The sequence below is a fragment of the Kutzneria buriramensis genome (genome assembly GCF_003387475.1).
In the GTDB taxonomy this organism is placed as follows: Bacteria; Actinomycetota; Actinomycetes; order Mycobacteriales; family Pseudonocardiaceae; genus Kutzneria; species Kutzneria buriramensis.
This window is the reverse complement of sequence record NZ_QUNO01000005.1, coordinates 449,257-462,886: the sequence shown is the minus strand read 5'-3', so window position 1 is coordinate 462,886 and position 13,630 is coordinate 449,257. Positions and strand designations below refer to the sequence as shown.

14 protein-coding genes are annotated in these 13,630 nt (G+C 70.5%); 11 read left to right on the top strand and 3 right to left on the bottom strand.

The genetic code is table 11. The features are described 5' to 3' along the window. Positions 1-16 precede the first annotated feature (16 nt). Both BCF44_RS17350 and BCF44_RS17345 read left to right on the top strand, forming a co-directional pair. Positions 17-1,228, top strand: a complete 1,212-nt coding sequence (locus tag BCF44_RS17350) for an ABC transporter permease (protein WP_246015177.1) — start codon at positions 17-19, stop codon at positions 1,226-1,228. A 91-nt stretch (positions 1,229-1,319) separates the two neighbouring features. Then, on the top strand, positions 1,320-2,024 hold the full coding sequence (locus BCF44_RS17345) for a flavodoxin family protein (protein ID WP_116175311.1): 705 nt from the start codon (positions 1,320-1,322) through the stop codon (positions 2,022-2,024). Between the two features lie 153 nt (positions 2,025-2,177). Here the strand turns inward: BCF44_RS17345 and BCF44_RS17340 are convergent, their stop codons facing one another. Continuing rightward, positions 2,178-2,669 carry a MarR family winged helix-turn-helix transcriptional regulator gene (locus BCF44_RS17340; RefSeq protein WP_116175310.1) on the bottom strand — a complete coding sequence of 164 codons (492 nt, stop codon included), beginning with the start codon at positions 2,667-2,669 and terminating at the stop codon, positions 2,178-2,180. 14 nt (positions 2,670-2,683) lie between these two features. Beyond that, a complete protein-coding gene (locus BCF44_RS17335; protein WP_170217581.1) occupies positions 2,684-3,778 on the bottom strand; it encodes an FAD-dependent oxidoreductase in 1,095 nt (364 codons plus the stop codon). 213 nt (positions 3,779-3,991) lie between these two features. Between BCF44_RS17335 and BCF44_RS17330 the strand changes: the two genes are divergently transcribed. The 5 genes from BCF44_RS17330 to BCF44_RS17310 all read left to right on the top strand — a co-directional run bounded on the left by BCF44_RS17330 (position 3,992) and on the right by BCF44_RS17310 (position 8,147). Continuing rightward, positions 3,992-4,924, top strand: coding sequence for an NAD(P)-dependent oxidoreductase (locus tag BCF44_RS17330; protein ID WP_116175308.1), 933 nt, complete (start codon positions 3,992-3,994; stop codon positions 4,922-4,924). Between the two features lie 96 nt (positions 4,925-5,020). After that, positions 5,021-6,034: a LacI family DNA-binding transcriptional regulator gene (locus tag BCF44_RS17325; protein ID WP_116175307.1), complete on the top strand. Its 1,014-nt coding sequence runs from the start codon at positions 5,021-5,023 to the stop codon at positions 6,032-6,034. Positions 6,035-6,232: 198 nt separating this feature from the next. Beyond that, positions 6,233-6,766, top strand: coding sequence for a PadR family transcriptional regulator (locus BCF44_RS17320; protein ID WP_116175306.1), 534 nt, complete (start codon positions 6,233-6,235; stop codon positions 6,764-6,766). Positions 6,767-6,778: 12 nt separating this feature from the next. After that, the gene (locus BCF44_RS17315) at positions 6,779-7,507 is read left to right on the top strand and encodes a class I SAM-dependent methyltransferase (RefSeq protein WP_116175305.1); all 729 of its coding nucleotides are present in this window, start codon (positions 6,779-6,781) and stop codon (positions 7,505-7,507) included. 55 nt (positions 7,508-7,562) lie between these two features. Continuing rightward, the gene (locus tag BCF44_RS17310) at positions 7,563-8,147 is read left to right on the top strand and encodes a nitroreductase family protein (RefSeq protein ID WP_116175304.1); all 585 of its coding nucleotides are present in this window, start codon (positions 7,563-7,565) and stop codon (positions 8,145-8,147) included. Here the strand turns inward: BCF44_RS17310 and BCF44_RS17305 are convergent. Beyond that, the gene (locus BCF44_RS17305) at positions 8,134-9,675 is read right to left on the bottom strand and encodes a CocE/NonD family hydrolase (RefSeq protein WP_116175303.1); all 1,542 of its coding nucleotides are present in this window, start codon (positions 9,673-9,675) and stop codon (positions 8,134-8,136) included. The genes BCF44_RS17310 and BCF44_RS17305 overlap by 14 nt on opposite strands. Positions 9,676-9,738: 63 nt before the next feature. Here BCF44_RS17305 and BCF44_RS17300 point away from each other — a divergent pair, with 63 nt between their 5' ends. The 4 genes from BCF44_RS17300 (at position 9,739) to BCF44_RS17285 (ending at position 13,565) form a co-directional block, all read left to right on the top strand. Further along, positions 9,739-10,275: a GNAT family N-acetyltransferase gene (locus BCF44_RS17300; protein ID WP_116175302.1), complete on the top strand. Its 537-nt coding sequence runs from the start codon at positions 9,739-9,741 to the stop codon at positions 10,273-10,275. Between the two features lie 83 nt (positions 10,276-10,358). Further along, entirely contained in the window at positions 10,359-11,510 is a 1,152-nt protein-coding gene (locus BCF44_RS17295) for an NUDIX hydrolase (RefSeq protein ID WP_116175301.1), read from the top strand. Between the two features lie 61 nt (positions 11,511-11,571). Next, complete coding sequence (locus tag BCF44_RS17290) at positions 11,572-12,558, top strand: GNAT family N-acetyltransferase (protein ID WP_147328517.1); 987 nt, start codon at positions 11,572-11,574, stop codon at positions 12,556-12,558. 17 nt (positions 12,559-12,575) lie between these two features. Continuing rightward, entirely contained in the window at positions 12,576-13,565 is a 990-nt protein-coding gene (locus BCF44_RS17285; protein ID WP_147328516.1) for a GNAT family N-acetyltransferase, read from the top strand. Positions 13,566-13,630: the final 65 nt, after the last annotated feature.

Here is a 13,630-nt window from a genome sequence, read left to right as displayed (position 1 = left end):
GCGCCGGGAGTCCGGTGTGACCACCACCCTCAACACCCATCCCGTTCGCCTCTCCTTCGGCGATGTGCTGCGCCTCGGGCTGCTCGGTGTCGGCACCCGCAAGATGCGGACCGTGTTGTCCGCGCTGGGAATCTCCATCGGCATCGCCACCATGGTGATCGTCACCAGCATCCCGGCGTCCAGTCAGCAGGCGCTGCTCGACCAGCTCACGGCGTTGGGCACCAACCTGTTGCGGGCCGAGCCGCACCCGGCACAGGGCGGCGATCCCGTGCTGCTGCCCGAGAACGCGATGGGCATGGTCAAACGGATCGGGCCGGTGGCCGCCGCCGCGCAGGTCGCCAACGCGCACAGTTCCGTGCAGCGCAACGACAAGGTCGATCCCAACACCGACTCCGGGCTGACCGTGCTGGCCAGCAGCACCAACCTGCTGACCGCCGTCAACGGATCACTGCACGCGGGCAAGTTTCTCGACGACGCCACCTCGAACTTCCCGACGGTGGTGCTCGGTTCCGTCGCGTCGGCACGGCTCGGCTTCACGTCGCTGGTGCCGGGGCAGCCGCCGCAGGTGTACATCGGCAAGCAGTGGTTCACCGTGATCGGCATCCTGAACCCGATGCCGCTCGACCCGGATCTCGAGCGGTCGGTGCTGGTCGGATGGGGTGCGGCGAAACAGGTTCTGGGCTTCGACGGGCATCCGACGGTCGTGTACGTGAAGGCCGACGAGGACGCCCTTCAGGACGTGCGGGCGGTCCTCGGGCCCACGCTCTATCCGCAACTTCCCGGCCTGGTGCAGGTGTCGCGGCCGTCGGACGCGTTGGCCGCCAAACAGGACACCAAGACCACGTTCTCCGCGCTGTTCCTCGGGCTTGCCGGCGTCGCGCTGCTGGTCGGCGGCGTCGGCGTGGCGAACACGATGGTGATCTCGGTGCTCGAGCGCCGACGGGAAATCGGCCTGCGGCGGGCACTCGGCGCCACCCGGGGCCAGATCCGTGGGCAGTTCCTCACCGAGGCCGCCGTCCTGTCGGGGCTGGGCGGGCTGGCCGGGACCGTGATCGGGGTGGTGGCGACGGTGGCGTACACGGGATACCAGGGCTGGCCGGTGATCATTCCCGTCGCCACCCTGGGCGGGGGACTCGCCGGCGCGGTGCTGATCGGCGTGCTCGCGGGCATCTATCCCTCGGTTCGGGCCGCACGCCTCACGCCAACCCAGGCGCTGGCCGCGCCTTGACCTTGTTCAGGGGGACCTTAGGAGGTTATTACCGAACGTCCATTCCGGCCGGTTCCCGTGCTGGACTGTCGGTGGACGGAAGGAGCTCCCGATCATGGCGTTCGACGACCTGCGCGCGCTGTTCGTCAACTGCACGCTCAAGCGGTCCCCGGAGGTCAGCAACACCAACGGGCTGATCGACATCAGCAGCGGCATCATGGCCCGCAACGGCGTTACGGTCGAGGTGCTGCGGGCCATCGACCACGACATCGCGGTGGGGGTGTGGCCCGACATGACCGAGCACGGCTGGGCCACCGACGCCTGGCCCGCGATCTACGAGAAGGTGCTCGCCGCGGACATCCTGGTGCTGTGCGGTCCGATCTGGTTGGGGGACAACAGCTCCGAGATGAAGAAGGTGATCGAGCGGCTGTACGCCTGCTCGCACCTGCTCAACGACGCCGGCCAGTACGCCTACTACGGGCGGGTCGGCGGCTGCCTGATCACCGGCAACGAGGACGGGATCAAGCACTGCGCGATGAACGTGCTGTACAGCCTGCAACACCTCGGCTACACCGTGCCGCCGCAGGCCGACGCCGGCTGGATCGGCGAGGCCGGGCCGGGGCCGTCCTATCTGGACCCCGGTTCCGGCGGCCCCGAGAACGACTTCACCAACCGCAACACCACCTTCATGACCTGGAACCTCATGCACCTGGCCCGGCTGCTCAAGGACGCCGGCGGCATCCCCGCCCACGGCAACCAGCGCTCCGCCTGGGACGCCGGCGCCCGCTTCGACTTCCCCAACCCCGAATACCGCTGACCCCCCGGACAAACAAACCCCCGCGAGTCGCGCTTACAGACACACCGAATGTCGTTTTCAGGCACAAACGAGCCTCGGAGCTCAGTTCTCCACCAAACCGACATTCGGTGTGTCTCAGAGCGCGACTCGCGGGGGTGCGTGGCCTTCGGTGGGTCAGGACCAGGCGGCGTCGGGGGTGGTCACCTGGGTCTCGCCGCCGGCTTCGGCGAAGGCGAGGAGGGCGTCGACCAGGCCGGCGCGGGTCTCGGGCGGCATCTTGGCGACGATGCGCGCGATCTCCTTGCGCCGGCGGGCGGTCACCTGGCGCACCACCCGGTGCGCCTCGGCGGTCAGCTCGATGACGATCTCCCGCCGCGACACGGGGTTGGTCTGCCGCTCCACCATGCCGGCGGCGACCAGGCGGTCCACCATCCGGCTGGCCGTCGACGGGTTGACCCCCAGCTGGTCGGCCAGGGCGGCGTGCTTGACCGACCCCACCGACTGGAGAATCACCAGCATCCGGAACTGGGCCAGGGTGATCGCCTCGTCGACGGCGGCGATGGACCGCGCGGACACGGCGACCAGCAGCCTCGACGCCGTCAGCACCGCATCGGTGACGGCGTCGACGTCCGTGTGCTCGGCGAGTTCGCCCTGGCTGCGCGGCATGGGACCAGTGTGCCTCAGGCCCGCCCGGCCAGTGCCGGCACCGCGTCACGGATGGTGATCTGCCAGCGCGTGGTCGGCGCGACCCAGCCGGCTGCCCGCCGACCGGTGCGCTGCACGAGCTGCACGGCCGGCATCAGTCCCTGCTGGTACGCGGTCATGCCGGCGCGCAGGTCCAGGGACCGCTGCAACGAGTCGGTGAGCCGGAAGGCCCCGAACACGGCGAGCGTCGCCCCGTGACCGGCGAGTTCGGACACCGCGGCGGCGGCGTCGCCGACCAGCACGGTACGGCCCACGTGCCAGCTGGCGAGCTCCACCTGCGCGACCGGGGCGTGCTGGATCCGGGGTGGACACAGCGCCAGCGCGCGGTCGACGATCCAGCCCATGCCGGCGCACTGCTCGCGGACCTCGGCCGTCGGGTCGGCGGGGGAGCGTTCGCCGGGGTGCACGACGAACGCAGCGACCCGGCCGTCGGCGGTGCGGCAGAAGCCCGCCTGCCTGTCGGGCAGGCTGAGCACCTTCAGATCCGGTCCCACACACGCCGCGATCTCGGCGTCGTCGAACACGAACGTGCCGCTGTACTGCCCCAGCGCGCGCACGTACAGCCGGTCCGGCCCGAACACGATCCGCCGCACGCTCGAGTGCAGGCCGTCCGCGCCGATCAGCAGGTCGACGACGTGCACGCTGCCGTCGGACAGCGTCACCCGGACGGGCCCGTCGCCGTCCTCGACGGCGGTCACCTCGACGCCGTGCAGCCTCCGCACGCGGGACGGCAGCGCGTCGGCCAGCACGTCCTCCAGGTCGCCGCGCATGATCGTGAGCAGTCGGCCGCGGAGCAGGGTGGCCGTGGCCAGGTAGCTGACGGAGGCGAGTTTGGCGCCCTCCTCGTCGACGTACACCACGGCCGGGATGCGCCGGCGGAACCGGTCCAGCGCCGGCAGCAGGCCCATCCGGTCCAGCACGTCGTAGCCGGCGCCGCCGACGTCCAGCAGGTGCCCGGCGTCGCGGGGGCGCTCGTCCCGCTCCGTCAGCAGCACGTCCCAGCCGTGCCGGTCCAGCCACCACGCGGTGGTCAGCCCGGCCACGCCGGCGCCGCACACGAGCACCCGCATCGGTTCTCCCGTCATTTCCGACGAATCTCCAAGTGTTGCATATGGCAACAGTCTGTGGCGGTACTATGCCGGTCGTCCGACCCCGAACGACAAGGTGGCGGCCGTGGCCTCGCAATCGTTCGCATCACACGACCGGCCCAATGGGGTTGACCAGCGTCGACACTCTGGGCATCGTGACTGCGAACGATTGCAGCGGGGACGTCGAGGAGTGTCATGTCTTCACCCACGATCGGCTGGATCGGCGCGGGGCGGATGGGGGCCGCACTCGTCGCGCGGCTGCGCGCCGCCGGCTACGACGTCGCGGTGTACAACCGCACGCGCGCCAAGGCCGAGGCGCTGACCGCGCACGGCGCTACCGTCGCCGACCGGCCGGTGGACCTGGCCGGCCGCGACATCGTGTTCACGATGGTCGCCGCGTCCGCCGACCTGGAGGAGGTGACGACCGGCGAGGGCGGCCTGCTCACCGACCCGGACGCCGCGCCCCGGGTGGTGATCGACTCCTCCACGGTGTCGCAGGAGGCCTCGGCCGCGGTCCGGGTGGCCGCCCACAAGCGCGGGTCCGAGCTGCTGGCCGCGCCGGTCAGCGGCAACCCGAAGGTCGTCGCCGCCGGCAAGCTGACGCTCGCCGTGTCGGGACCGCGGCCCGTGTTCGACGAGGTCGAGCCGGTGCTGCGCACGCTCGGCCGGGGCGTCACCTACGTCGGCGAGGACGAGGTGGCCCGGCTCGTGAAGATCGCTCACAACGTGTTCCTCGGGGTGGTCATCCAGTCCCTCTCTGAGATCACCGTGCTCGCCGAGAAGGGCGGCGTCAGCCGCGCGGCGTTTCTCGAATTCCTCAACGACTCGGTGCTGGGTTCGGTGTTCACCCGGTACAAGTCTCCCGCCCTGGTCAACCTCGACTTCACCCCCACCTTCACGATGCCCTTGCTGCGCAAGGACTTCGACCTGGGGCTGGCGGCGGCCCGCGCCCTGGAGGCCCCGATGCCGCTGGCCTCGGCGGCCGCGCAGCTGGTCGCGTCGGCGGTCGGCGCCGGTCACACCGACGAGGACTTCGCCGCGCTGGTGCTGGAACAGGGCCGTCGGGCCGGGCTGGAGCTGGCGTCCGAGCATGCCGACGTGGACGACGGCCTCACGCCCGACGAGTGATCATCCGACCGCCGGTCCCGCGTCGGCGGCGAAGTTCCCGGCGCGGTAGCCGTTCGTCGGCAACGCTTGGTGATCGCCAGTCCCTATGCTGGCCCGATGGACAAGCCCGCGACCATCAAGGACGTCGCCGAACTGGCCCGCGTGCACGCGGCGACCGCGAGCCGTGCGCTGAACCCGCAGACCCGGGACAAGGTGAGCCCGCGCACCGCCGCCCGGATCGTGGAGGCGGCGCGGACGCTGGGCTACTCCCCGAACTCGGCTGCGCGCAGCCTGCGCACGCGGACGTCGTCGGTGGTCGGCGTGGTGATCCCGGACCTGCGCAACCCGGTGTTCCCGCCGATCGTGCGCGGGGTCGAGGACGCGCTGCGGGAGGCGGGCTACCTGGCGCTGCTGGGCAACACCGACGGCGACGCCGAGCGCGAGCGGGACCTGCTGACCACCATGCGCGGGCAGCAGCTGGCCGGGTTCATCCTCGCGACGAGCCGGCGGGACACCCTGCCGCCGCTCGGGCCGGACGTGTCGGTGGTGCTGGTCAACCGCCGGACCGAGGCCGGCGACATCGCCTCCGTCGTGCCGGACAGCGGCGCCGGCGTGCGGGCGGTCGTCAACCTGTTGGTGGAGCGGGGACATCGGCGCATCGCCCACCTGGCCGGGCCGCAGGACACGTCGACCGGCGTGGAGCGACACCGGGCGTTCCTCGACGGCCTGGCCGCGCACGGGCTTTCCCCCGTGGGGGTGGTGGTCTCGGCCGCCTTCACCGAGCAGGCGGGGTACGAGGCGGCCCAGGAGCTGCTGGCCGGGAGTGCGGCCGTCACGGCGATCGTCGCCGGCAATGACATGATCGCGCTGGGGTGCTACCGGGCGTTGGAGGAGCGCGGGCTGCGGTGTCCGGAGGACGTGTCGGTGACCGGGTTCAACGACATGCCGTTCCTGGACAAGCAGCGGCCGGCGCTGACCACCGTCCGCATTCCGCACTACGACATCGGCTACGAGGCGGCCCGCCTGCTCCTGGAACGCATCGCCAACCCCGGAGCCCCCGCCAAACGGGTGGTTCTCCCCGTGCAGTTGATCACCCGTGACTCCGTGACATCCCCCGCGAGTCCCGCGTAGGCGCACACCGAATCCCGCTCACCGTCACATCCCCCGCGAGTCGCGCTCTCGGACACACCGAATGTACGTTTCGGGCAGATCTGAGCTCCGAGTCTCGTTTCTGCCTGAAACCGACATTCGGTGTGTCTGTAAGCGCGACTCGCGGGGGTTGGACGGTTCTGAGGCAACCTGTCAGTGGTGGAAGGTAGGGTGCTGCGTATGAGCCTGCGGCATGCACTGATCGGCCTACTGCGCGAGAGTCCGGCCAGCGGCTACGACCTCATGCACGTGTTCAACAGCTCGCTGGCCAAGGTCTGGCCGGCGACCAAGAGCCAGGTCTACACCGAGCTGGCCAAACTCGCCGACGCCGGCCTGCTCGTGGTCACGGCGGAGGGCCCGCGCGGCCGCAAGGAGTACGCGCCGACCGAGGCGGGCCTGGCCGAGCTGCGCCGGTGGATGCTGGACGCCGGCAACGAGGCGCCGACGCGCAGCGAGAGCCTGCTCCGCGTGTTCATGCTCGGCGCGCTCACCCGTGACCAGGCCCGGGACTACCTGCACCTGATCCAGCGGCGGTCCGCCGAGGACCTCGCCGCGATGACGGCGTTCGGCGAGCACGTCGACTGGGACCGCGAGGACATGGGCGATCTGCGCATCTACGGCCGCATGGTGCTGGAGTTCGCCACCCGCCTGGCCGAGCTGAGCCGGGACTGGTCCGAATGGGCCGCGCAGCAGATTCCGCCGACCGATTCGTGAGATCGTACGGGTGTGAACGTGCATGCGCTGAGCCAGTACCGGACCATCGACAGGCTCGCCGCCCGCATCGCATTGCACCGCCACAGCACGAATCCCCGGCCCTGGCACGACTGGGTCCGTGACCATCTGCCCCTTCGCGCAGGCCAGCGCGTGCTGGAGGTAGGTGCCGGCACCGGCGCGCTGTGGCCGCAACCGGTCGACGGTGTGGTGCCGACGGATTTCTCGCCGGCGATGTGCACCACGTTGCGGGACAAGGGGTTCGGGCCCATTCGGTGCAGCGCCGACGCTTTGCCGTTCACCGCCGGCGTTTTCGACGGGGCCGTCGCCTGCCACATGCTGTACCACGTGGACGAGCCCGCCGACGCCCTCGCCGAGCTGCGACGCGTGCTGCGGCCACGCGGTTGGTTCGTCGCGACCACCAACGGCGCCGGTCACATGGCCGAGCTGTGGGACGTCGCCAGGACTGTCGGACTGCCGATGGCGTTCCCCGAAGCCGCGAATCTCTCGTTCAACGCGGAGAACGCGGTTGCCTTGTTGGGCAGGCATTTCGACGGGGTCGAGGTGATCCGGTACGAGGACGAGATCAGGGCGCCCGGCGTCGAGCCGGTGGTCGCCTACCTGGCCAGCTGCCTGGACCGGGACGCCACCGACGAGGAGCTGGCGGCGCTGCACGACGAGGTCGCCCGGCGCCGCGATTTCCGGGTGGGCAAGCATTCCGTCCTGCTCACGGCGCAAGGGTGAGCCTTGACGGCCTCGGGCATGCTGGGACGTCGGACCGTTACGAGGAGGACCGCCCGTGGAGTTCGCCGATGTGCTCCGTGCCCGCCGGATGGTGCGCACCTACCGCCCCGACCCGGTGCCCGAGGACGTGCTGCGGCGGGTCGTGAAGGTCGTGCACCGCGCGCCCAGCGCCGGCTTCAGCCAGGGCCACCGGCTGATCGTGATCACCGATCCCGAGCTGCGGCGGGAGGTCGCCGACCTGGCCGAGCCGTGGTACCTCGAATCCGGCATGGAGCCTTGGATCTCGGTCGCCCCGGTGCTGATCGTCGTCGGCGTTCGCGAGGAGTCCTACCACGAGCGCTACCGCCAGCCGGACAAGGTCGACGAGAACGGCAACGAGGCCGAGTGGCCGGTGCCGTACTGGTGGTTCGACAGCGGCAGCCTGCTGGTCATGCTGCAACTGGCCGCCGCCAACGAGGGCCTGGCCACCGGGTTCTTCGGTCCGCACGCCGAAGGACTGGCCGAACTCGTCGGGCTGCCCAAGGACGTCGGCCTGGCCGGCATCCTGACGCTCGGCTACTCCGACGCCGACCCCAAGGCCCCGGTGCCGCGCCTGGACCAGCGGCGGATGCCGCTGGACGACCTGGTCACGTGGCGCTGACGCGGTCGATCACCGGCAGCGTCAGCCGGCTGCGCCCGAGGTGCACGGTGTTCTCCGCGACGACGACCTCCCGCGCGTCCGCGACCACGCCGCCGGTGTTGGGATTCCGGTCGTAGCGCGGGAAATTGCTGCTCGCCACCTCCAGCCGGATCCGGTGACCCGGCAGGAACACGTTGGACGTCACGGAAAGGTCCAGCCGCAGCTCGTACACCCGATGCGGCTCGAGGAGTTCCGGTGCGGACAGCGAGTTCCGGTAGCGGGCGCGCAGCATGCCCTCGCACAGGTTGATGGCCGTGCCGTCGGGGTGCACGTCCACCAGCTTGCCCATGAAGTCGGTGTCCACCGCGGAACTGGACACGTGCAGCGTCAGCGACACGTGCCCGGTGACCTCCAGCGGATCGGCCAGCTCCGGCCCCGTGAAGCACAGCACGTCGTCCCGTGTCTCCACCGGCCGCTGGTCGCGCGGGCCGGCGTCGGCGGCCAGCGTGTTGCCGCCGATCGTGGGCACCGGATTCGCCGGGTCGTAGCGGTACGTCAGCGAGCCGGCCGCCGGCGGTACCACGGAAAGCGTTCCCTCGCCGAGGAAGTAGTCCATCCGGCGGGTGTCCGGCAGCGGCCACGCCGGCTCGTCGCGCCACTGGTCGACGCCCATCACGAAGATCCGCACCGGCGCGGAGCCGTCCGGCCTGCCGCGCAGCCACTGGTCGAAGAACCGCAGGTGCGCGTCGGTGAGGTTGGCGCTGCGGTAGTCGGTGCTCAGGTGGGTCCATGGCCCGATGATCAGACGCTCGTTGTGCGCACGGACCGTCTCGTCCACGAAGATGTCGTACCAGCCGCCGACGCTCAGCGCGGGCGCCTTGGCCGCCGGGGCCAGCCGCTGCCAGTAGCCGTCGTGCTCGGGGTGGTCGAAAACCGTGTCCAGCCAAGGGAAGTGCTTGGCCAGCACCGGATGGTCGCGGGTCGGCAGCACGTCGAACTGCTGCCGCATGATCTCCGTCAGGTCCTCGGCCGCGCCGGCCTTGAGGGCCTCGCCGGCGGCGTTCGCGGTGATCCACGTCAGCACGGTGTGCAGCGACATCGCGCCGCCGGGGGAGTACCAGGGGGCCAGGTAGAAGTCGGCCGTCGCGAACGTGGGGGCGATGGCCTGCAACAACTCCGCCGACTGCCACTGCACCGCGCCCTGGTAGGACGCCCCGAAACCGCCGATGTTCCCATCGCACCAGGGCTGTTCCCGCAGCCAGGCGATGGTGTCCGCGCTGTCCGCGGCCTCCGTCTCGTGCGGCACGTGCACGCCCTCGGAGCGGGCCGTGCCGCGGCAGCACTGGATCACCACGGCGTAGCCGGCCTCCAGCAGGGCGAACAGGTTCGGGCGGTTGCCGCCGTAGCTGGCGATGTCGTCCTTGCCGTACGGGGTGCGCAGCAACAGCACCGGCGCCGGCCGCTCGTCCGCCGGCCGCCAGATGTTCGTGGCCAGCGCGACGCCGTCCCTGGCGGTGATCCGGACGTCGGTGTCCACGATGTGCCTCATGGGTCCGGATCGTGCAGCATCCTTCCGGCGATGTCGAACCGGTATGTCTGGCATTGTTGCGGCATGAACCCGTTCGCCTCGCCGCTCGTCCTCACCGGGAACGGCCTGCTGCTGCGGGATTTCACCGACGCCGACCTGCCCGCGATGATCGACGTCTTCGACGACCCGGACGTGGCGCTGCGCACACCCATCGCCTCGCCGTTCGACCTGGCCGCCGCGCGGGACTACCTGGCCGCCATGCGCCGGAGCCGGGCCGAGGAGAACCGCCTGCACCTGGCCATCACCCGTCCCGGCGAGGACCTGCCGCTGGGCATGGTGTTCCTGCGGCCGGCGCTGTGCATGGCCGGGTACGTGGTCGGCAAGGCGCACCGCCGCCAGGGCCTCGCCGTCCGCGCCGGCCAGGTGATCACCGAGTTCGCGCTGCGCACCGTCGGCCTGCCGCACGTGCTGCTGGAGATCGAGCCCGACAACCTCGGCAGCCAGCAGGTCGCGCGGGCGCTGGGGGCCCGGCTCAGCGACGCCGCGCCCATCGAGGTGACGTCCAAGGGCCGGGCCATTCGCCTCGACACGTGGATCATCGAGCCGGGGGAATTCGGATAACGGAACGCGCCGGGACTGCGATTGCTGGTCGAACTCGCACTGCGGCACGGTTGTCCGAAGGTTCGGCGAGAAGGTGGTCGTCGGTGGATGTCCTGATGGGTATCGTCTGGCTTGTCCTCGGCGTACTGCTCGGCGGTCCATTCGGGGTGATCTGTGCGGTCCTTTTCCAGGACCGCTGGAAGGCGCGGGTCGAGCGAAGGAAGAGATTGCATGTGGCGAACGCGATCACCCGGATGCAGCACCAGGGCGACGGCATGATCCACATTGCCGGCCGGCCGACGACGGTTCACCTGGTCGAGGGCGACGGATCACTGGTCCTGGAGCCGGAGCACGTCGATATCGACATTCAGCGGGACCCCGTGCCCCTGCCTCCGGAAGTGGCGGCCGTTCGGGAACGGGTGCTCAGGGAGATGGACGTCGACCGTGGCAACAGCGTCGGCGTTGTGCCGACGTGGAACAGCAAAAGGCTGGTCGCGCTGCGCGGTTACCGCATTTCCAGAACGAGCCGGCACGAGAAATCCCGCATGCAACTGGAGACAGCGCCGGTCGACTACGCCACTTTCTGTGCCACGGTCCTCAGACTTGATGAGGAGTTCGAGCGAGTCGACGGGTCCGGCGCGACGGTGCGGACGACGTTGCGCCGAGACTATCTGACTTCCGACGATGCGGTGGTACGTCCCGTTCCCTTCCTCGCGAATGGTCTCGGTATCGCTCTGCTGGCATTCACCGATGACGACAAGGTCCTGCTCGGGCGGCGTCGTCCGACCGCGAGGGCACGTGGAGGGGAACGCGACGTCAGCGTGGTCGAAGGCATGCACTCGAAAATGGACCGGAACCCGGACGGCAGCCTCAGCGCGTACAGGACGGCCGTTCGGGGGTGCGAGGAGGAGCTCGGGGTCCAGGTTGAGCCCGCGGATGTCCGCCTGCTCGGCTTCGCGGTGGACATGAAGTACTACCAGTGGAACTTTTACGGCCGTGTCAACGTGCGCCTCAGCGCCGCCGAGGTGATCGAGGCGCAGCGGCTGCACGCGAAGGACCGCTGGGAGGCCAAGCTCGAACCTGTCGACCTCGATCCGGAGGCGATCTTCGAGCGGATGCGGCAGGACGGAATCTGGGACACCGGTCTGGTGGCGGCTTATCTCGCACTGTGTTCCCGGCTCGGCCCCGAGCCGGTCCGCCGTGCGGCGGAACGGGTGTTCGGGGCCAAGCCCGATCACGTTCCCTGGCGTCGCTGACCCCTACGCCGTCGGGGGAATTCGCCTGACGGCAGTCGTTCGCGGCGGCCATAGTGGACCGGTGCTGGAAGTGCGGCTGATCGACGCCCGGCGGGCGGTCGACGGCGAGGTGGACGAGCACCACGAGCTGCAACGGGCCGCGAGCCTGGCGGACTACCCCGGCGCGCCGCCGCCGACGAGGGAGACGACGCTTGCGAGGCTCCGGGATCCCGACGTCGACCTGGGCGAACGCCTGTTCTGGACCGCGCGCCTGGACGGCCGGCTGGCCGGGCACTTCGTCGCCCAGTTGCCGGTGGACGGCAACGAGCACCTCGGCATGGTGCGGCTCGTCGTGCATCCCGAGCTGCGCCGGCGGGGCATCGGCACCGAACTGCTGCGGGTCGGGGCGGCCGAGCTCCGCGACCGCGGCCGCAAGATCGTCGAGATCGTGCAGGTGGAGACCAACTCGCCCGGGTTCCGGTTCGCCGCCTCCCGCGGCTTCCGGACCGTGCAGACGTCGATCTTCCAGGCGCTGGAGATCGCCGAGGTCGACCCCGACATCTGGGCCGTGCCGCCGGCCGACGGCTACCGGCTCGTCCGGTGGAGCGGCCGCGCCCCCGACGACCTGGTCGAGTCGTACGCGCGAGCGCGCCACGCCATGGCCGACGCGCCGCCCGGGGAGTCCGCGTTCCGCGTGCCGGACTGGACGGTCGACCGCGTGCGGCGGATGGAGGCCGGGTATCGGGAGAACGGGATCGAGCGGCGGGTGGTCGTCGCCGTCGCCGGTGACGAGGTCGTCGGCGTCACCGAGCTCGACCTGCACCCGCTACGCCCCGAACTGGCCTCGCAGCGCGACACCGCCGTGTCGGCGGCCCATCGCGGCCACGGCCTCGGCCAGGCGATGAAGGCCTCGATGCTGAGGTGGATCACCGCCGACCGACCGGAGCTGCGCCGGGTGTGGACGTCCACGGCGGCGGCCAACCAGTACATGGCCGATGTCAACCACCGCCTCGGCTTCGCCACCATGCGCCGCTACTGTGTGGTCAACCGGGCGCTGGCCGGTTTGTGACGCTGGGGGAGCGCCAGATGGTTGACGTGCGGCCGTTGGACGGACGGCGGGCGACCGACTCGGAGATCGACGAGTACCACGAGCTGTGGAGCGCGGTCTGTCGCGTGGACTACCCGGAGCTGCCGGTCCCGACCAGGGCGGCCAGCGCCGCCGGGCTGCTCACGTCGCAGCTGCACCTCGGCGAGCGTCTGCTGTGGTTGGCGCGCCTGGACGGACGGCTGGTGGGGTCGGCGAGCATCAACCTGCCGGCTGACGACAATGACAGGATCGCCATCGCGCGCATCATCGTGCACCCCGACCAGCGGCGTCAGGGCATCGCGACGGAGATCCTTCGCGTCGTGGCCCTGACCCTGCGTGAGCGTGGTCGCACGCACATCGAGGGGTGGGATGTCACCGAGGGCGGCACCGGTGCCGGGTGGACGAGGGCCCTGGGTTTCCGGGTCGTGAACGCCTCCGTGCTCCAGATCCTGGAATTCGCGGAGAGCGACCCGAGCCGCTGGGACGCTGCCGTTCCCGCCGGATATCGGCTGGTGCGCTGGGTCGACGCGGCGCCCGACGACCTCGTGGAGTCCTACGCGAAGGCCCTCAACGCGATGGCCGACGCCCCGCTCGGTGAGTCCGGCCTGACCGAGTCGGCGTGGTCGGTCGAGCGGGTGCGCCGAGAGGAAGCCGTATACCGCGACAACGGCATCACGAGGTGGACCATCGTTGCGGTCACCGGGTCCGGTGAGGTGGCCGGGCTGACCACCGTGCAGCTTCGGCCGCTCAACCCCGAGCGGCTGGTGCAAGCCGAGACGGCGGTGCTTGCCGCACACCGTGGACACGGGCTGGGCATGGCGTTGAAGGGGGCCATGCTGCGCTGGGTCAGGGCCGACACGGGTGGCCTGAAGCAGGTGTGGACCGGCACCGGGGCCGCCAACACCCACATGATCGACGTGAACCATCGGCTCGGATATCGAACCGTGCGCCGCTTCAGCGCCGTCAGCCGGGAGCTCGCCGGTTTGTGAACCATCGGCTCGGATTTTCGACCGTCCGTCGCGTCCTTGCGGTCATCCGGGACTGTGACGGGTGG

Bases quoted from the DNA above. Each gene is read 5' to 3' on its own strand.
- BCF44_RS17340 (WP_116175310.1), bottom strand. From the start codon at position 2,669: ATGCCGCGCAGCCAGGGCGAACTCGCCGAGCACACGGACGTCGACGCC.
- BCF44_RS17335 (WP_170217581.1), bottom strand. From the start codon at position 3,778: ATGCGGGTGCTCGTGTGCGGCGCCGGCGTGGCCGGGCTGACCACCGCG.
- BCF44_RS17330 (WP_116175308.1), top strand. From the start codon at position 3,992: ATGTCTTCACCCACGATCGGCTGGATCGGCGCGGGGCGGATGGGGGCC.
- BCF44_RS17325 (WP_116175307.1), top strand. From the start codon at position 5,021: ATGGACAAGCCCGCGACCATCAAGGACGTCGCCGAACTGGCCCGCGTG.
- BCF44_RS17320 (WP_116175306.1), top strand. From the start codon at position 6,233: ATGAGCCTGCGGCATGCACTGATCGGCCTACTGCGCGAGAGTCCGGCC.
- BCF44_RS17305 (WP_116175303.1), bottom strand. From the start codon at position 9,675: ATGAGGCACATCGTGGACACCGACGTCCGGATCACCGCCAGGGACGGC.
- BCF44_RS17300 (WP_116175302.1), top strand. From the start codon at position 9,739: ATGAACCCGTTCGCCTCGCCGCTCGTCCTCACCGGGAACGGCCTGCTG.
- BCF44_RS17285 (WP_147328516.1), top strand. From the start codon at position 12,576: ATGGTTGACGTGCGGCCGTTGGACGGACGGCGGGCGACCGACTCGGAG.